The organism is Serratia sp. (in: enterobacteria) (genome assembly GCF_052400455.1).
Taxonomy (GTDB): Bacteria; Pseudomonadota; Gammaproteobacteria; order Enterobacterales; family Enterobacteriaceae; genus Serratia; species Serratia ureilytica.
On the sequence record NZ_CP185812.1, the window covers coordinates 3,397,992 to 3,419,248 of the forward strand.

Genomic DNA, 21,257 nt, shown 5'->3' on the forward strand with positions numbered 1-21,257 from the left:
CCGATGACGCATGCCTTTGATTGAACGCTATATCACGGTTGAGATCCGCCGCCTGGTGATGATGATCGCCGGGTTTCTGATCTTCATGTTCGCCAGCTACTCCGCCCAGCGCTACCTGACCGACGCCGCCAACGGCACGCTGGCGCTGCGGGTGGTGGCCGACGTGGTTTTCTATAAGTCGCTGATTGCGCTGGAGATGATATTGCCCGTCGCGCTGTATGTCTCGGTGGCGGTGGCGCTAAGCCAGATGTACAGCGATGCGGAGATCACCGCCATGCTGGCCGCCGGCGCCAGCCCGCTGCGGCTGTACAAGGCGGTGCTGCTGCTCGCGGTGCCGCTGGCGATAGCGGTCACGCTGCTGTCGCTGTATGGCAGGCCTTGGGCGTACGCCAATATTTATCAACTGCAACAACAGTCGCAATCGGTGCTGGACGTGAGCCACCTGCAGGCCGACAAATTCAACGTCAGCGGCAACGGCCGCATGATCCTCGCCAATCACGTCGACAAAACGGCCAACCACCTGACGGACGCCCTGATTTATGTGCGCGGCGGCCATCACACCAACCTGTACCGCGCGCAGTCGGTGGAGGTGCTCGACGCCTCCCCCGCCAGCCCCGCCGTGCGGCTGAAAACCGGCACCGCCTATGTGCTTGATCGTGAGGGCGCCGACGACAACGGGCAGAATTACGACAACTTTGATATCGCGCTCAAACCGTTCGTGCCCAGCGCCGAAAGCCGGCACAAGTCGGCCTCGCCGGCGGAGCTGGCGCGCTCCGCCGATCCGGGCGATGCCGCTGAACTGCAATGGCGCGAGAGCCGCGGGCTGACCACCGTGCTGATGGTGCTGCTGGCGATCCCCTTGAGCCGCATCAAGCCGCGACAGGGGCGCTACGCCGCGCTGCTGCCCCTGACGGTGCTGTTTACCGTGATTTTCTATGGCGGCAACATTTGCCGCACGCTGGTGGCCAACGGCTCTCTGCCAACGATCCCCGGCGTTTGGCTGGTGCCGATAGCGATGGCTGTCGGCATCGCTCTGCTGCTGGCGCGCGACTTATCCCTGCTGCGGAAACCCTCCCGATGACTATTTTTAGCCGCTACCTAATGCGCAACGTGTTCATCGGCTTCGCCGCCGCGGCCGGGTTGCTCATCCCGCTGTTCACCACCTTTACGCTGATCAACGAGCTGGAGGACGTCACTCCGGGCGGCTACCGCTGGCAGCAGGCGCTGCTGGTGACCGTGATGACGCTGCCGCGCAGCCTGGTCGATCTGGGGCCGTTTATTGCGCTGCTCGGCGGCATCGTCGGGCTGGGGCAGCTGTCTAAAAGCCTGGAGCTGACGGCGATCCGTTCCGCCGGGATGTCGATATTCCGCATCGCGCTGGTGATGCTCGCCGCCGGGCTGCTGATGAACCTCTCGCTCGGCGCCCTCGATGAATGGGCCGCTTCGCCGCTGCAGCAACGCGCGCTGCAGATGAAGAACAACGCGCTGGCGCAGTCGAACAGTAACGACGTCACCGTGAACCCGCTGTGGGCGCGGCGCGGCAACGAGTTTGTGACGGTCAAAACCGTCGATGAGAACGACCAGCCCCACGGCATAGAGATCTTCCGTTATCAGGCCAACCGCGCGCTGGAATCTTACATTTACGCCGACAGCGCCAGCACCGCCGCCGACGGCAACTGGCTGCTGCATAACGTGATGCAGAAAAGCTGGCAAGGCAGAAAGGAGACGATTGCGCGGCAAGACAGCCTGCTCTGGCGCTCGCTGTTCGCGGTGCCGAGCCTGAAAGAGCTGACCCTGCCGGCGGGCAGTTTCTCGCTCCAACAGCTGGATCGCTATATCGATTATCTGCAGGGCTCTGGGCAACCCAGCACCGAATACCGCCTGGCGCTGTGGAAAAAACTCGGCCAGCCTCTGCTGGTGCTGGCGATGATTTTGCTGGCCATCCCGTTTACCTTCACCGCCCCACGTGCGCCCGGCATGGGCAGCCGATTAGCGCTCGGCGTCATCATTGGGCTGCTGACCTACATCGCTTACCAGATCGTCCTCAATCTGGGGTTGCTGTTCGCCCTCAACGCGCCCTTCACCGCCCTCGCTCCGCCCCTGTTGCTCCTGGCGTTGGCGCTGGCGCTGGTTTATCGGTTTGATCGGCGGGGTTAGGGGGGGAGTAAGCAGGGATGAGCACAGATGTGTGAGATAAGCCCGTCTGCAAAGACGGGCTTATCAGTCCACTTAAGGTTTAGGAGCATCAGATACTAATAGCTCTTGATGCTAATCGATACGCCACAACTCAGATAAGGCAATCGACTTAACGAAAGCGCTACCATTCAACTATGAGCTTCTTAAAATTACTTAAAAATTTGGATTAATACGGGCAGATACGCCGGCGTGTTCCTTTAAAAGATAAAGAAGGCCCCCACCATCAATGAGTTCTATGGGTTTATCCTCACAAAACCGATAAGCGTCTTTGCCGTACTGGCTGGTACAGACCAAAATCCCTTTGTTTGCTCCTTCATTCATCATTGTACCGTACAAGTCTCTTACAGAACTGACCCCGACTGTGTCTTTATATCTTTTGGCTTGAATAACAACTTTGCCTCCCAGAATTGGACGTGTATCAAATGCAACCGCATCAACACCACCGTCCTTTGTACCTCTGGTAAGTTTTGTATCTAAACCCATTTGCGTGAATAGGTTTGAAACCAATACTTCGAACTCAGATGGGGAAAGCTCCATAAGATTTGGGCGAGTTTCAAGGCCAGAAAGAGCATCCCCCTGCTCAATAAAGCGTTTATCAACCATATCAAACTCAAGAATAGGTTTGACTGCCTGGAGTTCATCAGGTCGTCCTGAAACTTGGGCCCCCAGGCTTCGGAGACATGCAATTTTTTCAACTCGTTCGAGTTTTATTTGCATAAAATCATCTTTGTGCGCTCGAGCTGAAACCAACGTAACAACGACGTCATGGCCACTAGTCGGATCAATGGTCTCGATAACACCGTTAAAAAGAACAGAAGTTAAAGCTGAGGCTTTATCTGCTTCGAATAACTCATGCAAAGTTCGAAGCGTAATTGCCGCAATTACATTTTGATATATTTCTTTGATTTCATTAGCCTTCCTCGCCTTTGATTCGATAGCATCTCTTGTCTTAACGTATCTATACTCAAGCTGATTTGGGACAATAGATATGTCTGGCAAGCTATATTCAACTACCAATTCTTTATTTTCAGGTAAGTATGCGAGTCTAAATGATTGAGGGAAACCAACTTCCGGATATTCAGAACGAGTCAGAACCATCTCACAATAAGCCAGCACACTGTCAGGAACACACTCCAGATAGTCTAGCTCAAACTGATTAACTTCCTCATGTTGTTTTTCAAGCTCGTCAAAATAGGCCACTCTATGCTTTTGATATTCTTCAACCAACGTATTTAGCTCAGCCTTCTGGTTAGAGGTTCTTCGCAGATATTCTTCTTTTCTTCTAGCGAAAATTTCTTCAGCACTTTTTAACTCACGTTGATATTTTTTCTTCACCCATGGGAAAATATTTTTCCATGCGGGAGGAGAATTAACAATTTTCAGTTCAGGCTCTGCCTCTGGTAATAGGTGTCCAGGCGTTTTGAAATCTTCGAACTGAGGAGTTTTTTTTAAGGCGGAGAAATCTATCGAATCGTCAAACTCGAGTGTATGTTCAAGCAAGGTTGAAAGAGCAATGATAACCTCTTCCAACTCAGCGTTCAGGTCGGACACTTCATCGAGTCGCCCTTCTAAATACGCAACCTTAGCTGCTTTTTCAGCTGCTTTATGCACACGTAATATCTGAGCATTTTCTCTTTTAGCTTCACGTTCTAACCGTCGAATCTCTGCAAAATGATTTCTCTCTGATCTCTTGCGCTCTCGCTCTGCTGCTGCTACGGCTCTAGCTGTCGCGCGGATAAAACCTTCAAATCCCGATCTGCGTCCCATCTCAGTCCCCAGTGTCTCCCACTAAAAAATCAATTCATGACCTTAGCAAAATTGCCATAGGCGAGCATGGATTTCCTTTAAGTTTTTCTCAATTTACTTCATTGACATTCACACGGTCCAGAAGACCAACAAAAATTCCTATCACCAATAATTAATTGATATTTAATTAATTAACAAGGCAATAAAACTTAATTCTTGGCAGGTCCGCTCACATGGCCTAGAACTACTACAGAATGCCTGCTCCCTATAGATGCAATGGTAAACAATGCTCTTAATGGGGTCAGTCCACTTCGTTGTTCCACTACTGATAGCCGTAGATGCCGTTGGGGGTGTTCCGCCAGTACGAAGGGGCAGTTGTACTGGGAGATGAGCTCAAAACACCGTATCAAACTTTGGAAAACAAGAACTTTCCGGTTAACCTTTGGCCGGCTTTACAAATTGGCCTGAGCCGTTATCATCCCTTATCTGGTGTCCTATGCGCCGTTAGCTATCGCTGATTGCCGTTCGATAACATGCCCCCTCAGGGCGCCATCGAGTGCAAGGAGTGCGAGCGCCCGCCTGAATTGGCCAAGACGCAGCAAGCAAAGGAAGAGACACGCTATGTTTTCCAGTTTGAAACTGCTGTATATCGCCGATGATATTATTTCGCCTGATGATTGAAGATCAGAAAGACGAGGATGTCGCCACTATCAGGGGGAGAATATGAGCAAGTTGATAATGGCCATGGCGTTACTGTTTACTGTTTTCATGATGCAAGGATGCAAAAAAAACATGGAATATGAACCACAGGATTTTTTTGAAGGCCGTCAACTGGAAGTCGCGCAGCTGATTTATGATGGCGATGAAGTGAAACTGAAAGAGCAGCTTCCCTCTATAAGCAAGGAAGAACTGAATCGACAGGTTAAGGCGGACATGACCCTGCTGTTTTGGTCGGTGTTGAACTCAATCTACGATAAAAACACGCCGGAAAGGCTGAAAATAATAACCGACCTGGTTAAAGCTGGCGCAGACCCGTTGCAGCCCAGACCAGAGGGAGGAAGCAGCCCAGCGGAATTCGTCATGAAAGCCGACAAGGGAATTTGGGTCAAAGCCATGCTCGACGGCGGTTTACCGCCAAACGCAAAAGATAAGGTATTCAATGAGCCCATTGTATTCCAAACAATCAAAGCCAAAAACACTGAAACGTTAAAGGTGATGCTGGATTATGGCGCGGACATAAATATCAGAGACTCCTTGCAACAAACCTTATTAATGGATGCTTTTTTTAGCTCAGCCTTTGAGCACATGACCCTACTGCTCAATCGGGGTGCGAATCCTAACCCGGTAAATATAAACAATCTTTCGCTGTTAACAGCAGTGAATCGGCAAATAAAAGACAGCCAAGATGGCTCAGAATACAATGAACAGTGTAAGAAAATACTCGAGATCATGCTTTTGAAAGGAGCAAAGGAAACGCCGTAATTTCATCAACGCAGATCTGACAGCTGCCGGTTATTTATACTGAAGCTGTCAGGTTACATCTGGCTTTCGATAAACACGCTATAGACTACGCAATAAAACGGATTGAAGAGACGAGGATGCCACCATTCTCAGGGGGAGAAGATGAGAAAATTGATAATGGCGATAGCGCTACTGTTTACTGTTCTCATGGTGCAAGGATGCAACAAAAGCATGGAATATGAGCCACAGGATTTTTTTGAAGGTCGTCAACTGGACATCGCACAGCTGATTTATGATGGTGATGAGGTGAAACTGAAAGAGAAGCTTCCCTCTATAAGCAAGGAAGAACTGAATCGACCGGTGAAAGCAGACATGACCCTGCTTTTTTGGTCGGTGTTAAACGCAATCTATGATAAAAATACGCCGGAAAGGCTGAAAATAATAACCGACCTGGTTAAAGCGGGTGCGGACCCGTTGCAGCCCAGACCGGAAGGGGGAAGCAGCCCGGCAGAATTTGTCATGAAAGCCGACAAGGGAATTTGGATCAAGGCCATGCTCGACGGTGGTTTACCGCCAAATGCAAAAGATAAGGTATTCAACCAACCCATTATATTCGAAGCGTTAGACGCGAAAAACACTGAAACGTTAAAGGTGATGCTGGATTATGGTGCGGATATAAACACAATGGACTCATTGGGGAATACCATATTAATAAGCTCCCTGGATTCTCGTTCGTTTGATCATACGATTCTCTTATTGGAGAGAGGTGCAGATAATAAAATCAAGGGTAAGTTTGGTTGGACTATGGGCAATCAGCTCCAACGCTTTATAGATAGAGGGGTAGGCGATGCCGAGGATAAAGAGAAAATTAACAAGATAAAAGAGTTATTAATTAAAAACGGTGGAGACTGGCCTCCTCTACCTGTAGAGAATTGATACTCCCCTACCCTACGGCATGGATAGGTCGACGTCGAAGACATGTAATATACCGCTCAGGGGCGAAATGGCAACCGCCCCTGCTCGCTCTGCCGATAGTTGCCGACGTTAACGCAACTCCTTCGCTATCGCGCTAAACATCAGCGACGCCTCCAGCGGTTGCGCGCTGAAGGAAGGCTCCGCCTGCGGCCAGGTGGACCACTGGACGATCACCAGATTCTCCGCCTGATTCACCATGATCATCTGGCCGAAGATCCCCAGCGCCCACAGGGAATGCTTGAGGGATGCCTGCGGAGCGGGTTCTACGTTAGTCGCATTGGCCGGCACTTCGTTGTTCCACCATTGGAAGCCGTAAATGCCGTTGGGGTGCGCCGCCGACACCGAGCCCGCCGCCCGCGTCCAGTTGGCCGACTGGGCTACCCAATCAGCCGGCAGGATCTGTTTGCCGTTCGGCAACGTCCCGTTATGCAGAATAAATTCGCCGAAGCGCCCCCAGTCTTCCAGCGTGGCGTTAAAGCCGTGCGCGCCCACGTCGTGCTGGCCTTTGGCGTAGGCATGCCACACGCCGTCGCTCGCCATGCCGTACGGCTGCCAGATGCTTTGCTCAAGATAGGCCGCCAGCGGCATGCCGGTGGCGCGCTCCAGCACGTCGCCCAGCAGCCACGCGCCGCCGGAGGAGTAAGACCAGTTCTGCCCGGCCGGATGCGCACGCTGCAAACCGGCTACCAGCTTGCGCACGCAGGCGTAGGCACCGGGCCTGGCTTCACACTCGGTCAGCTGCGCGAAGTCCGATTTCGGGTTAGTGTAATCCTCATTCCACGCCACGCCGGAGGTGTGAGTGATCAGCTGCCTGAGGGTCACGCCGTCCCACGCGGTGCCTTTCAGATCGGGTTCGTATTGCGTGATGAGATCGTCGAGCGAGCGGATCTTGCCCTGTTTAATCGCCACGCCCACCAGCGTGGCGACCACGGATTTGCCCACCGAGCGCGACGTCCACAGGGTGGCGTCGGTATTGCCTTCACCCAGATATTTCCAGGCGATTTTGCCGTCTTTCAATACCAGCATGCCGCTGATGTTCTGGCGCTGCAGGTAATCCTGCAGGTGGTAGGTTTTGCCATTCACCCGATAGCTGGCGTCCGTTAGCTGTTTAGCGGCAGCCAACAGCGGTATGGCATTGCCGTGATGAAACACATCCCCCGCATAGTTGCGGTAGTCGTTACGAAAACCGATCACCCGGTCACTCTGGCTCCAGGTGAGCATTTTGTGCGTGTCCGGCAATTGCGCATCGAAAGGCGCGGGACAGGCGCTGAGTTCGGTGCCAGCACAGGCGGCCAGCGCGGCGGGCGCCAACAGGCCGCTGCAGAGACTGATGACAACGCCCGCCAGCAGGCTGCAGTTAAACACTTTGCTTTTCATATTTTTCTCGCTTAGCTCAGGAAGGCGTTCAGCTTAAAAAAACGCGGCCTATAATAAAAAACGCCTGATGGGGGAAAATCCCCCGCAAAATCGACGGGGGAACCGCGTGCCGAGCCTGATTTATTCCTTTGCCCAACTGGAAGCCTTCACCGCCGTGGCCGAGCACGGCAGCCTGGCGAAAGCCGCGCTCAAGCTGGGCAAAGACCGCACGACGCTGCGCGATTTGATTGATTTTCTCGAGGATGGGCTGGGCTATGCGCTGTTCCTGCGCGAGGGGCGCAGCCTGCACCTGACGCCGGAAGGCGAACAGCTGCAGCGCCAGGCGCACCTGCTTATGCGCCAGGTGAAAGCGTTTGAGGCATTTGCCAAAGACGTGCCCAAGAGCGCGGCGCAGGAAATCTCGCTGGTCTACGATCCCTTTACCCCCCGCGCGTTGCTGCAGGCGCTGATTGCCGCCATGGCCCAGCGAAACACGCGCCTGAGCCTGATTAACGCCTCGCGCGACGAGGCAGAAAGGCTGCTGGCAAACGGCCAGGCCGATCTGGGCATCTGCCAGGCGCGCAACCGCAGCGTGGGCGACACCATGGAGTGGCGCGCCTTAGGGGCGATAGAGATGGATTTTTACGCCGCCGAAACGCTTTTCCCCAACGCGGAACAGCCGCTTTCGCTGCTGGAGCTCTCGCTCGCGCCGCAGGTGATCATGCACCCGGATTCTGACGAACCCGTGGCGCGCCGCCTGCAAATTTCAGGGCATACAATATTTACCAACGAGCTGGAGATGCTGCGCGCCCTGCTCGAACAGGGCTGCGGCTGGGGATTCCTGCCGACGCATATGCATGCCGAACAGTGGAAAAACGTTAACACGCTGCGTACCGAAGTGGGCAGCCAGGGGATCAGCCAAACCATGGTCACCATCTGGAAGCCGGGCAATGACCGACGAGCGCTGATTGATGAGACGCTGGGGTTGTTGCCGGGGTTATGGCGGGGGGTTGGGGGGTGAGGATGGTGTTTCATTTTTCAAATATTTAGCTTGGAGAAAGATAGTAAAGTTGGCGGTGTTGTGACAAAAAATCATTCGTTTCACTATAACGATTCCTCGGGATTTCAGCCGTTATAACAGCGGGCTTTTAAGGCGTATGTCACTCAGTCGTACTCAGTCAGAATAGTAAAATAGATATGCCGCACTTATTTTCATAAAACTAATTTTAAAAATAATGACACTAATTCAATATTCGTGATTTCCGTACTGGAATTCTCACGTTAGAAACACTCTAATAAGAACTTTTTAAGAACACCTTTACACTAGTTAGCCTTTTAATTAATTCGCATGAAACTATAAGGATTTTCTATGAAACAGCCAAATGAGAAGAAACTAAAAAATAGCACAATATCATGGTTACCTATTGATAATAAAAATCATTCACACAAATCTATCTATACTTCTTGGTGTAACTCAGACTTCCTTTTTAAGGAAGAGAATTTAGCGAGTGATGTTAATGGACTTAGGCCACCACAAATTGGTGGTATCTATGCAGCACTAGGTTATGAACGCTCTGATGATATGTCTGCGGCTACTATAGTGATGCCTACCGGAACAGGCAAAACAGAAACTATTCTATCTATCGTTGTCGCTGGTCACTTCAATAAAACTTTAGTTGTTGTTCCATCAGATGCCTTAAGAGAACAGACTAAAGATAAATTTGTACGCTTAGGTTTACTAAGAGAGTTAGGATTAATTACAGAAAGAACTATTAACCCAATCGTTTCTACAATCAAGAATGGTATTGATAACCTAGATGACTTAAGAGAAATACTTTCATCAAATGTAATTATTACATCAGCAGCAGCACTCTCAAAGTTCAAAAAAGAGTTCTTTCTCAAATTAACTGAGAGTTGTACTCATCTCATAATCGATGAGGCGCACCATATTACTGCTAAAACTTGGGCTAACATTAAATCCCAATTCAATGGGAAACCAACATTTCAGTTTACAGCTACACCATTCAGGAATGACGGTTCAAGAATAGAGGGGAGGATAATATTTAACTACCCTCTAAAAAAGGCGCAAAATGACGGTTACTTCAAGCCAATTGAATTCCATCCGATAAGAGAGTTTGTAGAAGACAAATCAGATAGAGCAATTGCTGAAAAGGCAATAGAATTACTTAGAGAAGACTTAAAGGCTGGCTTTGATCATATAGTAATGGCGAGAGCAAATACGATTAAAAGAGCTAACGAAATATTTGAAATATACTCTAAAGAAGTTGACTTAAGCCCTGTAATTATAAACAGCAAAACAAGAAAGAAAACTGAACTACTAACCGCAATAAAAAATAGAGAGCACAAGGTAATAGTATGTGTAGACATGCTAGGTGAAGGATTTGATCTTCCACAGTTGAAGATATCAGCGATTCATGACCCTCATAAAAGCATAAATATCATGCTCCAATTTACAGGAAGATTTACTCGTTCAGCTAAAAACGTCGGCAATGCTAAATTTGTTGCCAATATAGCAAACCCTAACGTTAATGAAAGCTTAGAGGAATTATATAAGGAGGACTCTGACTGGAACAATATTGTGAGTGATATAAGTCACAGAAAAATCAAAGATGAAAAAGAATATCAAGAATTCAGAGGAGAGTTCTCCAACCCGAGTAAACTCCTTGATTTGGGACTAACACCAAGTATTAGTACAACAATGTACAAAATGGCTTTCACAATTTGGGACCCTGAACGATTCAGTCTTTTCTCTAATACACAGGCAAAAATAATTGACCATGTGCTAAATGATGATAAAAACATACTAATACTCTCAGTAAAATCATATTCCCCTGTCGGTTGGTCCAGTTCCAAAGAGATATTTGATGAATCATGGGATTTATATATAGCTTATTATAATAAAAAATTAAACCTATTATTTATACATTCATCAGCCAAAGATGGATTAGTTAAAAGGCTTGTCAAACTAATCGCAAAAGATGCATTACAACTTAGAGGAGAACATATTTTTAGATCATTGTCTGGGCTAAAGCGCTTGAAGCTTCAAAATGTCGGATTAAATAAAAACAAAAAAGGATTACGTTATTCAATGCATACAGGAACAGAAATAAATGACCAAATACCTGATATCGAAGCCAATAGAGCTATTAAATCCAATATATTTGGCAAAGGGTATGAGAATGGTGAATTCGTTAGTATCGGCTGTTCATATAAAGGTAAAGTATGGTCAATGGATAGTGATTCATTAGACAAATGGATTATTTGGTGTAATAAAGTAGGTTCAAAGGTATTAGATAACTCCATTGATACTAATACGGTCATGAAAACAGCAATGCAAACTGAAGAGTTGACAGAATACCCAGACATAGCACCACTTGCCATTGAATGGCCTATAGAGTTACTTAGAAAAAATGAAACTAAGGTTACTATTAGCTCTAACCGTTGGGAAGAGAAATTAATTGATTGCGAGTTATTATTGTCAGAATGGAAAAACACAGATAAGAACGCAAAAAAACTAAATTTCTTCTTGAAAACCCGACATGGCCAAAGCAGGATTACCTCTGAAATAACCTCATTAGGAGAAGTTGTATTCACTGTTCAAGACAGCCTTGATATCACGTTTGGAGAACAATCATTACAATTGTCCGAATTTTTTAATGAGCACCCACCGACTATTTTCATGTGTGACACATCAATTATTGACGGCGGTTTCAGGTACTATCCAAATGAAGACTACACATATAGGTATGATGTTAATAATACAGAGGGTTGGGAATGGGAAGGTGTTGATATATCTGTTGAGTCACAGACTCATTCAAAACTGAAAGATTCCATTCAATATCATGCGATTCAAAAAATAAAAAATTCGTATGATTTGGTTTTTGACGATGACGGTGCGGGCGAAGTCGCTGATATTGTTGCCATAAAAAATATTGATGATAAAGAATTAGTTATAGATCTATTCCACTGTAAGTATTGCTCAAAGAAAAATGGCATCGCAACGCCAGGAGGAAGAGTAGATGATGTTTATCAAGTTGCTGGTCAAGCAGAGAAAAGTATCAAGTGGTTCGCAGATAAAGAAGGATTGATTTTACGTCTAATAGAAAGAGAGCGGACACGACTGAGCCAGGGGAAATCATCTCGGATAGACAAAGGCAAACTTGAAGATTTAATTAACCTTGCAAAAATTGCTCGATATTCTGATTTTAAACTTGGTGTTTCCATTGTTCAACCTGCAATTTCCAAGTCAAAAATATCCGACTCACAATTAATAGTGCTTGGCGCTACTGCGGCGTACATCGAGGAGGTTACAGGCATTAAATTACGCGTAATAATAAATAAGTAGATATGACGACTAAGTGGATCATAATACATACTAATTAACATTGATTATGATCCACAATTGTCGTTTTTTAGCATAGCTTTCAGTAACATTTATCACCTAAATTAACTTCACTATTATCAACACCTTTAATTCATCACAAAACCCAAAATACATATTATTATGCTACATCTAAAATATTTCACTTCCGAAAAATAATCCCCCCACTCCCCCCTAGCACCGCCCTCGCCCTTTCCCTACAATAAGGGATCTGTTGAGGCATAACGCAAGGAAAGACGGTGTCGAAAGCCAATCCCAATGCCACTATCGTGGATATCGCCCGCCGCGCCAGGGTGACCAATATCACCGTTTCCCGCGCCTTCAATAAGCCCGAGCTGGTCAAGCCGGAAACCCGCGAGCGCATTCACGCCATCGCCAAAGAGCTGAACTATGTGCCCAACGCGTTCGCACAGGGGCTGAAAAGCAGCAGCAGCCAGATTATCGGCATCGTCACCAGCAGCATGTACAACCCGTTCTATTCCGGCCTGATCAAGACCGTGTCGCGCATTGCGCGCCAGCAGGGCTACCAGATCATGCTGTTCGACACCGACGGCAGCGAAGAGGCGGAAATGCGCGCCATTCAGGCGCTGTTCGGCTATAAGGCGCGCGGCATCCTGCTGTCGGCGGTGCGCGACGACAAGCGCTACCGCCCCGCCTATCTCGAGCTGGCCGAGGTGTACGGCGTGCCGCTGATCCTGATCGACCGCGATCTTTACGATCAGCAGCTGAGCGGCGTGTTCCTCGATAACCGCGAGATCGGCGTGCTGGCCGGGCGCTATCTGGCGGAGCAGCCGGAGCAGAAGCTTTTGATTATCGGCGGCCCGGCGGATTCGGAGATCACCTTAACGCGCACCGCCGGCATCGTCGCGGCCTTGCAGGGCAGCGGGCGTGAGATTCATATCATCAACGGCGACTACGATTTCACCTCGCAAGAGAGCGAGGTGCGCGCCTATCTGGCGCATCCGGAGAACCGCCCGGATTACATCATCGGCCTGAACGGCATCATCACGCTGGGCGCCATCGCCATCTGCCACGAGATGGGGCTTTATCAGCAGGTGAAGTTCTTCTCGATAGACGAGCCGCCGCGCGCCGGCGCTTACGGCCTGCACATTCCGGGTGTGTATCACGATACGCAGAAACTGGGGGAGATCGCCGCGGAGCTGCTGTTCAGCGCCATTAACAGCCCGCGCGGCGAGTTGCCGGTGCGCAGAGAGTTCTTCACCGGCTCGCTGTTGAATCGCTGACGGGCGCTATTGCCCGTAGTAGGCGTGTTTGCCGTGCTTGCGCAGGAAATGTTTGTCCAATAGCTCCGGCTGCATCGGGGCGATGGCCGGCGCCAGCTGGCGCGTCGCCATCGCCATGATCGCCACCTCTTCCAGCACCACCGCATTGTGCACCGCATCCGCCGCGTCCTTGCCCCAGGCGAACGGGCCGTGGGAGTAAACCAATACCCCCGGCACCTGCTGCGGATCGCGCCCCGCCTGACTGAAGGTCTCGATAATCACCTTGCCGGTTTCCCCCTCGTAATCCCCGGCGATCTCCGCCTCGCTCATCGGCCGGGTGCAGGGAATGTCGCCGTAAAAGTAGTCGGCGTGGGTGGTGCCCAGCGCCGGGATCGGCTGCCCGGCCTGCGCCCAGATGGTGGCGTTGCGGCTGTGGGTGTGCACCACGCCGCCGATATCGGCGAAGGCGCGGTACAGCGCCAGGTGGGTGGCGGTGTCGGATGAAGGCTTGCGGTGCCCTTCGCGCACCTTGCCCTCCAGATCCACCACCACCAGATCCGCCAGCGTCATCGCCTCGTAGGCGATGCCCGAAGGCTTGATCACCACCAGCCCGCTCTGGCGGTCGATCGCCGAGACGTTCCCCCAGGTAAAGGTCACCAGCCCGTATGCCGGCAGGCTAAGGTTGGCGGCCAGCACCTGCCGCTTGAGTTCGTTCAGCATGCGATGCCTCCCTCATTCATCTGTTGTTCGATCCAGGCCTTGGCCTGGGCGATGCGTTGCTTGTCCTGCCCGTCTTCGCGCGCCCACATCTCCAGCAGGTAGGGGCCGCGATAGCCGAGCGCGTTGAGCACGGAAAAGGCGTGGGCGAAGTCCACGCAGCCCTCGCCGAACGGCACGTCGCGGAATTGCCCGGCGCTGCCCGGCCCCACCGCAACGGTGTCTTTGAGGTGCACGGCAGTGATGCTGCCGATGCCCAGCGCCAGCTCAGCGGCGACGTCGTTGCCCCAGGCGCTGAGGTTGCCGAGATCGGGATACACCGTGAACCACGGGCTGTTGACGTGGCGGGCGATGTCGCGCCATTTGCTGATGCTGTTGATGAACGGCGTGTCCATCACCTCCACCGACAGCATCACCTGCGCCCTGGCGGCCTGCGCCGCCGCCCACTGCATGCCCTCGATAAAGCGTTCGCGGCTGTGGCGATCGGCAGGTTCGTAATAGACGTCGTAACCCGCCAGCTGGATGTTACGGATGCCGAGATCCGTCGCCAGTTCCAGCGCCTTGCTCATCAGCACCCGCGCCCGTTCGCGGATGGCGGCATCATGGCTGCCGAACGGATCGCGCCGGTGCGCCGACAGGCACAGGCTCGGCACCGTCACCCCGCTGTCGAGCCGCGCCTGGATAAACGCCAGCCGCTGGCAGCGATCCCAGTCCAGCCGCTGCTGGCGCGCCGGCTGTTCGTCTATAGACATCTCCACAAATTCAAAGCCCAGCTCGGCGGCGGTGGCCAGCCGCTGCGGCCAGCTCAGATCGGCGGGCAGCGCCTTTTCATACAGCCCCAGACAGGCGGCGTTAGTCGTTTGCATCAGTCACCTCACTCAAAGCCTGAGCGACCGCCAGATAGCGCGCCTGCTGGGCGCGCAGGCGCCGGTGGGCGGCGGTCGCGGGATAATAACAGCGCAGTTTGGGCGGCGCGGCAGCGATCGCTTCGGCAAACCCGGCGTACTCCCCGGCGCCGACGGCGGCGCACAGGGCGGCGGCGCGGCAGCCGCCTTGGCAGGTTTCCACCACCTCGAGCGGCAGGTTGCCGGCGTCGGCGTACATCTGCATCCAGACCTCGGACTGCGTCGGCCCGCCGGTCATGCGCACCCGCTCGATGCGCGGGTTCAGCTGCACCATGCGCTCCTGATGGATCAGGTGCGAAAACACGATGCCCTGGTAGATCGCCTGCACCACGTCCGCCATCTCGTGGTGGGCGCTCAGGCCGATCAGCCCGCCCGGCGTGTTGCCGCCGAGGTTGGAGCCGTACAGATAAGGCAGGAACAGCAGCCCGCTCGGCTGCTCGCGGCGCTCGGCCACCCAGGCGTTGAATTGGGCGTAGCGCTGCCGGTCGTCGGCGCAGAACTGGCGCAGGAACCAGGCCAGGTTGCCGGCCGAGGTCGGGCTGCCTTCGTGCACGAAATAGCGGCCGTCAATGCAGTAGCGCCCCCAGGCGTAGGGATAGTCGGCAGGAATGATGCGCTCGGTCACGCAGGTGGCGATCGACCAGGTGCCCGCCACCGCGCTGAGCGTGCGATCGTCGGCCACGCCGGAGCTGAGCGCCGCGCCCACCACGTCGAACAGGCCGCCGTACACCGCAGTGCCCGTTCGCAGGCCGCACTGCGCCGCTGCAGCGGCCGTCACCCGCCCGGCCAGCTGCGCTGAGCCGATCGTTGGCGCGGTCTTCTCCTGCGCCTCTTCGATGCCGAAGGCCGCCATCAGCGCCGGATCGTAAGCGCCGCTGTGCTGGTTAAACAGGTTGCTGCCGGAGATGTTGGTCACCTCGGCCGCCGCCTCGCCGGTGAGGCGAAAGCGCAGGTAGTCGTGCGCCATCAGGATGCGATCGACGGCGGCGTACTGCGCCGGTTGCCGCTGCTTCAGCCAGCGCAGCAGCAGCGCCGGGTGGCTGGGCCACAGCGGCTGCAGGCTGCGCGGGTAAGTCTGCGCGTCCACGCCGGCGCGGCGCAGCTCAGCCACTGTTGCCGCCGCGCGGTTGTCCGAAGAGAGGATGCCGTTGCCGACCGGTTTGCCGTGGCGGTCGATGGCGTACAGCCCTTTGCCGTGCGCCGAGAAACTGACGCCGCGCACCTGCCCGGCCGCCAGCCCCGCCGCGTGCAGCGTCTGGCGGATCGCCGCGCAAACGTCATCCCACAGCGCGTCCATATTGCGTTCGCTGAAGCCCGGCTGAGCGGCGATCGCCGCGCCGTCGCGCTCGGCGATCGCCAGTTCTTCGCCATCGGCCCGGTACAGCCCGGCCTTGATCACCGTGCCGCCGACGTCTATGCCAAGAAAGACTGACATCGCGCCTCCTATTTGCGCCGCACGGAGCTGAGGTAGATGGCGGCCAGGATGATGCCGCCCTTCACCACGTTCTGGATATACGGCGATACGCTCATCAGATTGAGGCCGTTGTTGAGCACCCCGAGCATCATCGCCCCCACCAGCGTGCCGACGATGGCGCCGCGCCCGCCGGAGATCGCCGCCCCGCCCAGCACTACGGCGGCGATGGCGTCCAGCTCGAAGCCTTCGCCGGCGTTGGGCTGCCCGCTCATCAGGCGCGAGGTCAGCACCAGCCCGGCCAGCGCGGCGGTCAGGCCGCTGATCACGTACACCAGCATCTTGTAACGCGGCACACGGATGCCGCTCAGGCGCGCCGCCTCTTCGTTGCCGCCCATCGCGTAGACGTAGCGGCCGAACGGCAGCTGGTTGAGCATCAGCCAGGCCAACAGGTACACGCCGAGCATGATCAGGATCGGCACCTGAATGCCCAGCAGCGTGCCGCGGCCGAAGAAGGAGAAGACGTCGGGCAGGCCGGAGATCGGGTAGCCGCCGGTATAGAGCAGCGCCAGGCCGCGGGCGATGCCCATCGACGCCAGGGTGACGATGATCGGCGGCATGCGCAGGTAGGCGATGCAGGCGCCGTTGGCCAGGCCGAACAGCGCGCCGACCGCCAGCGCCGCCACCATCGCCAGCGGGATGGGCACCGCCGCCAGCATCAGTCCGGCGGCGACCGAACCGGCCAGCGCCATCACCGGCCCCACCGAGAGATCGATGCCGCCAGTCAGGATGGCGCAGGTCATGCCCACCGCGATGATGGCGTTGATCGACACCTGGCGCGCCACGTTGGTCAGGTTGTTGACGCTGAGGAAGCTGTCGTTCAGCAGGCTCATCAATACGAACAAGATTACGAAGCCGATAAACGGCAAGACCGCCGGGTGATGCAGCAGTTTTTCCCAGCGCTTGCCGAGGCTGGGGCCAGCGGCGCGGCGCGCCACGGCGGGTTGTTCAATTCCGATCATAAGGCACTCCCGGTCGCGTGAAGCATGATGTGGTTGGATTCGATGTCGTCGCCGGTCAGTTCGGCAACGATGTGGCCGCCGCGAAACACCAGCACGCGGTCGCACACGCCGATGATCTCCGGCAGTTCGGAAGAAATCATGATGATGGAGATGCCCTGCTGGGTCAGTTGCTGCATCAACTGGTAGATCTCGGCCTTGGCGCCCACGTCGATGCCGCGCGTCGGCTCGTCGAAGATCAGGATGTTGCAGTCATTGTTGAGCCAGCGGGCGATCACCACCTTCTGCTGGTTGCCGCCGCTCAGGGTGCTGACGGCGGTCTCGGCGTCCGGGGTTTTCACGCCCACGGCGCGGATCAGCCGCTGCACCACGTCGCGATCTTTGCGGGCGCTGACGAAGATCTTGCCGCGCCGGTGGTGCCGGTTGAGGGTGATGTTCTGCGCCACCGAGAACGGCAGCACCAGGCCCTCGGTTTTGCGGCTCTCCGGCAGCAGGCCGATGCCCTGCGCCAGCGCCTGCGCCGGGGAGCGCAGCGCCGCCGGTTGGCCGCCGAGGCGGACGCGTTTGCGGTGGCAGCGGCTGGCGCCGATCAGCGCCGAGACGGTCTCGGTGCGCCCGGAGCCCACCAGCCCGGCGAAGCCGAGGATCTCGCCCTTGTGCAGGTGGAAGCGGTCGGTCGCGCCGTGCTTCTCGCGCTGGATCTCCGCCTCCAGCAGCACCGTCGCGGTATCGACCGGGTGCTGTTTCACCGGGAAGGCGTTTTCGATTTTGCGCCCGACCATCAGCCGCACCAGCTCTTCCACGTTGGTGTCGCCGGTGGCCAGCGTTTCGATGTAGGCGCCGTCGCGCAGCACGGTGATGCGATCGCAGATGGTGAAGATCTCGTCCAGGTGGTGCGAGATAAACACCATGCCCACGCCCAGCAGCCGCAGATCGCTCATCACGCTGAACAGGTGCTCGGCCTCGCCCGGCGTCAGCGTGGCGGTCGGTTCATCCAGCACCAGCACCCGCGCCTCCAGCGACAGCGCCTTGGCGATCTCAACGAACTGCTGTTGCGCCACGCTCAGTTGCTCCACCGGGCAATCGAGATCGATAGCCACCGTCAGCCGCTTGAAAATGGCCTCGGCCTTGCGCCGCATCGCCCGCCGATCCAGCAGGCCCCAGCGGTTCCTGATCTCCCGGTTGAGGAAGATGTTGTCGATGGCGCTCATGTAGGGAATCAACGAGAATTCCTGAAAAATAATGCCGACGCCGGCCTCGATCGCCTGGCGATAGTTGTTAAAGCGGCGCTGCTCGCCGTCGATAAAAATATCGCCCTCGTCCGGCTGATAGATGCCGCACATGATTTTCACCAGCGTCGATTTGCCGGCGCCGTTTTCGCCCAGCAGGGCGTGCACCTCGCCGCGTTGAATGGCCAGATCGATGCCGTCCAGCGCCTTCACGCCGGGAAAGCTTTTCTTGATTCGCTTCAGTTCCAGTAAAGGTGTCACCGCATTGCCCTCCGCACCGAACACCCCGCCGCAGCGGGGCGAACCCGGCCGCTGTTACCAGCTAAAGCCGGCCGCATTGCTGCGGTCGATCAGCTTCACTTTGACCGGCACGGTTTTCGGCACCGTGGCGCCCCAGTAGCGGGCCAGCGCAATGCCGAGCGCGATGCGCAGCTGGTCGCGCGGGAACTGCGCTGAGGTAGCGATAAACGGCGAGTTCGGCTTGAGGATCTCTTTGATGGCTTCCGGCTGGCCATCGACGCTCACCAGCTTGACCTTGGCGCCGTTGCTTTCGATCGCCGCCAGGGCGCCGAGCGCGCCGACGTCGTTGACGCTGAAGATGCCCGCCAGATCCGGCGCCGACTGCAGCATGTTTTCGGTCACGGTCAGCGCGGTGTCCCGCTCCTGCTTGCCGTTTTGCTTGGTGACGATCTTGATGTCGGGGTATTTCTTCATCGCCGCTTCAAAGCCGCGCACGCGCTCCAGGATCGGCACCACCGGGATGCCGTCGAGGATCGCCACCTTGCCTTTGCCGCCCAGCGCTTTCGCCAGGTACTCGCCCGCCTGGAAGCCGGCGTCGTAGTTTTCCGATCCGACGAACGAGTCCAGCGGCCCTTCCGCCTGCGCGTCGATCGCCACCACCACCGCGCCGGCCTTATGGGCGGAGATCACCGCCGACTGCACCCCCACCGAATCGGTCGGGTTGATCAGCAGGATATCCACCTTCTTCTGCAGCATGTCCTCCACGTCGCCGATCTGTTTGGCGACGTCATGGCGCGCATCGGCCACGTACACCTTGGCGCCGATATCCGCCGCCGCCTGATCCAGCGCCTGTTTCATGGTGACGAAGTAGTCGTTGTTCATTTCCTGGAACGACATACCGATCGTGATTTGCTTGGCCAGCGCCACCTGGCTGGCCGCCAACATTCCACCGGCGACGATAAAAGGCAGGGTCTTTTTGAATAATGAAAACATAGCCAATTCTCCTGTAGGGAAGCTTCTTGTTGTGGTTATCAGAGCAACAGCATGTCTTTACGTTTGGCCGACCGGCCGGCCCCTCCGTTGCGAACGGGCCGACGGTCGTGACTGCAACAGCGGTACGGCGGGAGGGTCAGGGAACCAGGATCACCTTGATGGAGTCGGTCGAGTCCGCCAGGGCGAAGGCTTCGTCCCAGTCATTCAATGAATAGCTGTGGGTGACCACGCCGTTGGAAGTCACCAGCCCGCGTTCGAACAGATCGATGGCGATTTCGTAGCTGTAGGGCGCCAGGTGCGCGCCGCGAATGTCCAGCTCCTTGCGATCGCCGATGATGGACCAATCGACGGTGGTTTCCTTGCCGAACACGCTGAACTCCACGAAGCGGCCCAGCTTGCGGATCATCTGCAGCCCCTGAGTGACGCCGATCGGCGCGCCGGTGGCCTCAATGTAGACGTCGCAGCCATAGCCGCCGGTCAACGATTTGACGATCTGGTCGGCGTCTTCCTTCAGCGGGTTGATCACTACGTCGGCGCCGAATTCCTTCGCCAGCGCCAGCCGCTCGTCGATGGCGTCGATCACGATCAGTTTCTTTGGCGTCTTCAGGCGCGCCACCTGCACCATGCAGAGCCCGAGCGGCCCGGCGCCGGCCAACACCACTACGTCGTCCAGCTGGATGTCGCCGCGCGCCACGGTGTGGATGGCGCAGGCCATCGGTTCGATCAGTACCGCGTCTTCATGGCTCAGGCTTTCCGGGATCTTGTGCACGATGGCGTTCTCGGAAAAGCGCATGTACTCCGCCATGCCGCCCTCCGCCACGTCTTTTTGGAAACCGTAAATGTTATGCGTCTCACACATCCAGTAGCTGCCGGATTTGCAGTAGCGGCACTCCCAGCACGGCACGATCTGCTCGGCGATCACCCGCTCGCCGATCCGGTATTTGCCTTCCGCGCCCTCGCCCAGCGCGGCGATGCGGCCGTAGAACTCGTGGCCCGGCACCACCGGCGGTTTAACCCACGGGTTCTCCCCCCAAAACATCTGCGCGCCGTTCTTGCATTTGCAGTCGCCGGCGCAGATGCCGCAGCCTTCCACCTTGATCACCAGCTCGCGCGCCTTCGGCAGCGGCGTAGGCACCTGTTCGAAACGATAATCCTGCGGGCCATGGCAAACGACCGCGCGCATTTTTTCCGGCAACTGGCTCATCTCTTCCTCCAATACATTCGTTAAACGCTTGAATTCTATTAATGTTGACGTTGTCATTTTTATTCAACAAAAAATGAGCAAAGACACAACATGTTAAATTTCAATGAATTAATCATCACACATCCCGAAAACTCAAAATGACAACGTGAACATTGATCGACATATAACCAAAGCTGCAAA

The 21,257-nt window shown here is 54.9% G+C and carries 16 protein-coding genes; 7 read left to right on the top strand and 9 right to left on the bottom strand.

Translation table 11 applies throughout. The annotated features are described in order from the left end of the window. The first annotated feature begins 10 nt into the window (after nucleotides 1-10). Nucleotides 11-1,081: an LPS export ABC transporter permease LptF gene (gene lptF / locus ACORQT_RS16510; RefSeq protein WP_042785029.1), complete on the top strand. Its 1,071-nt coding sequence runs from the start codon at nucleotides 11-13 to the stop codon at nucleotides 1,079-1,081. Next, nucleotides 1,078-2,157 carry an LPS export ABC transporter permease LptG gene (gene lptG / locus ACORQT_RS16515; RefSeq protein ID WP_047574466.1) on the top strand — a complete coding sequence of 360 codons (1,080 nt, stop codon included), beginning with the start codon at nucleotides 1,078-1,080 and terminating at the stop codon, nucleotides 2,155-2,157. Before lptF ends, lptG begins: the two co-directional genes overlap by 4 nt. Nucleotides 2,158-2,349: 192 nt before the next feature. Here the strand turns inward: lptG and ACORQT_RS16520 are convergent, their stop codons facing one another. Next, nucleotides 2,350-3,963: a restriction endonuclease gene (locus ACORQT_RS16520; protein ID WP_164057602.1), complete on the bottom strand. Its 1,614-nt coding sequence runs from the start codon at nucleotides 3,961-3,963 to the stop codon at nucleotides 2,350-2,352. 702 nt (nucleotides 3,964-4,665) lie between these two features. On the opposite strand from ACORQT_RS16520, the gene ACORQT_RS16525 reads away from it, so the two are divergent. Together ACORQT_RS16525 and ACORQT_RS16530 are read left to right on the top strand one after the other, a co-directional pair. Further along, nucleotides 4,666-5,424: an ankyrin repeat domain-containing protein gene (locus ACORQT_RS16525; protein WP_182074632.1), complete on the top strand. Its 759-nt coding sequence runs from the start codon at nucleotides 4,666-4,668 to the stop codon at nucleotides 5,422-5,424. Nucleotides 5,425-5,565: 141 nt separating this feature from the next. Beyond that, nucleotides 5,566-6,339, top strand: a complete 774-nt coding sequence (locus ACORQT_RS16530; RefSeq protein ID WP_147838293.1) for an ankyrin repeat domain-containing protein — start codon at nucleotides 5,566-5,568, stop codon at nucleotides 6,337-6,339. Nucleotides 6,340-6,447: 108 nt separating this feature from the next. Here ACORQT_RS16530 and ACORQT_RS16535 read toward each other — a convergent pair whose 3' ends face one another. Continuing rightward, a complete protein-coding gene (locus tag ACORQT_RS16535; RefSeq protein WP_164057603.1) occupies nucleotides 6,448-7,755 on the bottom strand; it encodes a serine hydrolase domain-containing protein in 1,308 nt (435 codons plus the stop codon). A gap of 106 nt (nucleotides 7,756-7,861) precedes the next feature. Between ACORQT_RS16535 and ACORQT_RS16540 the strand changes: the two genes are divergently transcribed. The 3 genes from ACORQT_RS16540 (at nucleotide 7,862) to ACORQT_RS16550 (ending at nucleotide 13,380) form a co-directional block, all read left to right on the top strand. Further along, nucleotides 7,862-8,755, top strand: a complete 894-nt coding sequence (locus tag ACORQT_RS16540; RefSeq protein ID WP_197801424.1) for a LysR family transcriptional regulator — start codon at nucleotides 7,862-7,864, stop codon at nucleotides 8,753-8,755. Nucleotides 8,756-9,103: 348 nt separating this feature from the next. Beyond that, nucleotides 9,104-12,100, top strand: a complete 2,997-nt coding sequence (locus ACORQT_RS16545; RefSeq protein ID WP_444859245.1) for a DEAD/DEAH box helicase — start codon at nucleotides 9,104-9,106, stop codon at nucleotides 12,098-12,100. 275 nt (nucleotides 12,101-12,375) lie between these two features. Continuing rightward, entirely contained in the window at nucleotides 12,376-13,380 is a 1,005-nt protein-coding gene (locus ACORQT_RS16550; protein WP_164057622.1) for a LacI family DNA-binding transcriptional regulator, read from the top strand. 6 nt (nucleotides 13,381-13,386) lie between these two features. On the opposite strand, the gene araD is transcribed toward ACORQT_RS16550, so the two are convergent. From araD to ACORQT_RS16585, 7 genes are all read right to left on the bottom strand, one after another. Continuing rightward, nucleotides 13,387-14,079, bottom strand: coding sequence for an L-ribulose-5-phosphate 4-epimerase (gene araD, locus ACORQT_RS16555; RefSeq protein ID WP_016927015.1), 693 nt, complete (start codon nucleotides 14,077-14,079; stop codon nucleotides 13,387-13,389). Next, the gene (locus ACORQT_RS16560) at nucleotides 14,073-14,942 is read right to left on the bottom strand and encodes an L-ribulose-5-phosphate 3-epimerase (protein ID WP_164057621.1); all 870 of its coding nucleotides are present in this window, start codon (nucleotides 14,940-14,942) and stop codon (nucleotides 14,073-14,075) included. Before ACORQT_RS16560 ends, araD begins: the two co-directional genes overlap by 7 nt. Beyond that, the gene (locus ACORQT_RS16565) at nucleotides 14,929-16,416 is read right to left on the bottom strand and encodes an FGGY-family carbohydrate kinase (RefSeq protein WP_444859246.1); all 1,488 of its coding nucleotides are present in this window, start codon (nucleotides 16,414-16,416) and stop codon (nucleotides 14,929-14,931) included. Before ACORQT_RS16565 ends, ACORQT_RS16560 begins: the two co-directional genes overlap by 14 nt. Nucleotides 16,417-16,424: 8 nt before the next feature. Then, the gene (locus tag ACORQT_RS16570) at nucleotides 16,425-17,414 is read right to left on the bottom strand and encodes an ABC transporter permease (RefSeq protein WP_164057619.1); all 990 of its coding nucleotides are present in this window, start codon (nucleotides 17,412-17,414) and stop codon (nucleotides 16,425-16,427) included. Beyond that, on the bottom strand, nucleotides 17,411-18,901 hold the full coding sequence (locus tag ACORQT_RS16575; protein WP_164057618.1) for a sugar ABC transporter ATP-binding protein: 1,491 nt from the start codon (nucleotides 18,899-18,901) through the stop codon (nucleotides 17,411-17,413). The genes ACORQT_RS16570 and ACORQT_RS16575 overlap by 4 nt, the downstream gene beginning before the upstream one ends. 54 nt (nucleotides 18,902-18,955) lie before the next feature. Further along, complete coding sequence (locus tag ACORQT_RS16580) at nucleotides 18,956-19,873, bottom strand: ABC transporter substrate-binding protein (protein ID WP_016927010.1); 918 nt, start codon at nucleotides 19,871-19,873, stop codon at nucleotides 18,956-18,958. Between the two features lie 136 nt (nucleotides 19,874-20,009). Continuing rightward, nucleotides 20,010-21,077, bottom strand: coding sequence for an erythritol/L-threitol dehydrogenase (locus tag ACORQT_RS16585; RefSeq protein WP_016927009.1), 1,068 nt, complete (start codon nucleotides 21,075-21,077; stop codon nucleotides 20,010-20,012). Nucleotides 21,078-21,257 lie beyond the last annotated feature (180 nt).

Coding starts and splice junctions, on each gene's coding strand:
- lptF (WP_042785029.1), top strand. CDS start 11: ATGCCTTTGATTGAACGCTATATCACGGTTGAGATCCGCCGCCTGGTG.
- lptG (WP_047574466.1), top strand. CDS start 1,078: ATGACTATTTTTAGCCGCTACCTAATGCGCAACGTGTTCATCGGCTTC.
- ACORQT_RS16520 (WP_164057602.1), bottom strand. CDS start 3,963: ATGGGACGCAGATCGGGATTTGAAGGTTTTATCCGCGCGACAGCTAGA.
- ACORQT_RS16525 (WP_182074632.1), top strand. CDS start 4,666: ATGAGCAAGTTGATAATGGCCATGGCGTTACTGTTTACTGTTTTCATG.
- ACORQT_RS16530 (WP_147838293.1), top strand. CDS start 5,566: ATGAGAAAATTGATAATGGCGATAGCGCTACTGTTTACTGTTCTCATG.
- ACORQT_RS16535 (WP_164057603.1), bottom strand. CDS start 7,755: ATGAAAAGCAAAGTGTTTAACTGCAGCCTGCTGGCGGGCGTTGTCATC.
- ACORQT_RS16545 (WP_444859245.1), top strand. CDS start 9,104: ATGAAACAGCCAAATGAGAAGAAACTAAAAAATAGCACAATATCATGG.
- araD (WP_016927015.1), bottom strand. CDS start 14,079: ATGCTGAACGAACTCAAGCGGCAGGTGCTGGCCGCCAACCTTAGCCTG.
- ACORQT_RS16560 (WP_164057621.1), bottom strand. CDS start 14,942: ATGCAAACGACTAACGCCGCCTGTCTGGGGCTGTATGAAAAGGCGCTG.
- ACORQT_RS16565 (WP_444859246.1), bottom strand. CDS start 16,416: ATGTCAGTCTTTCTTGGCATAGACGTCGGCGGCACGGTGATCAAGGCC.
- ACORQT_RS16570 (WP_164057619.1), bottom strand. CDS start 17,414: ATGATCGGAATTGAACAACCCGCCGTGGCGCGCCGCGCCGCTGGCCCC.
- ACORQT_RS16580 (WP_016927010.1), bottom strand. CDS start 19,873: ATGTTTTCATTATTCAAAAAGACCCTGCCTTTTATCGTCGCCGGTGGA.
- ACORQT_RS16585 (WP_016927009.1), bottom strand. CDS start 21,077: ATGAGCCAGTTGCCGGAAAAAATGCGCGCGGTCGTTTGCCATGGCCCG.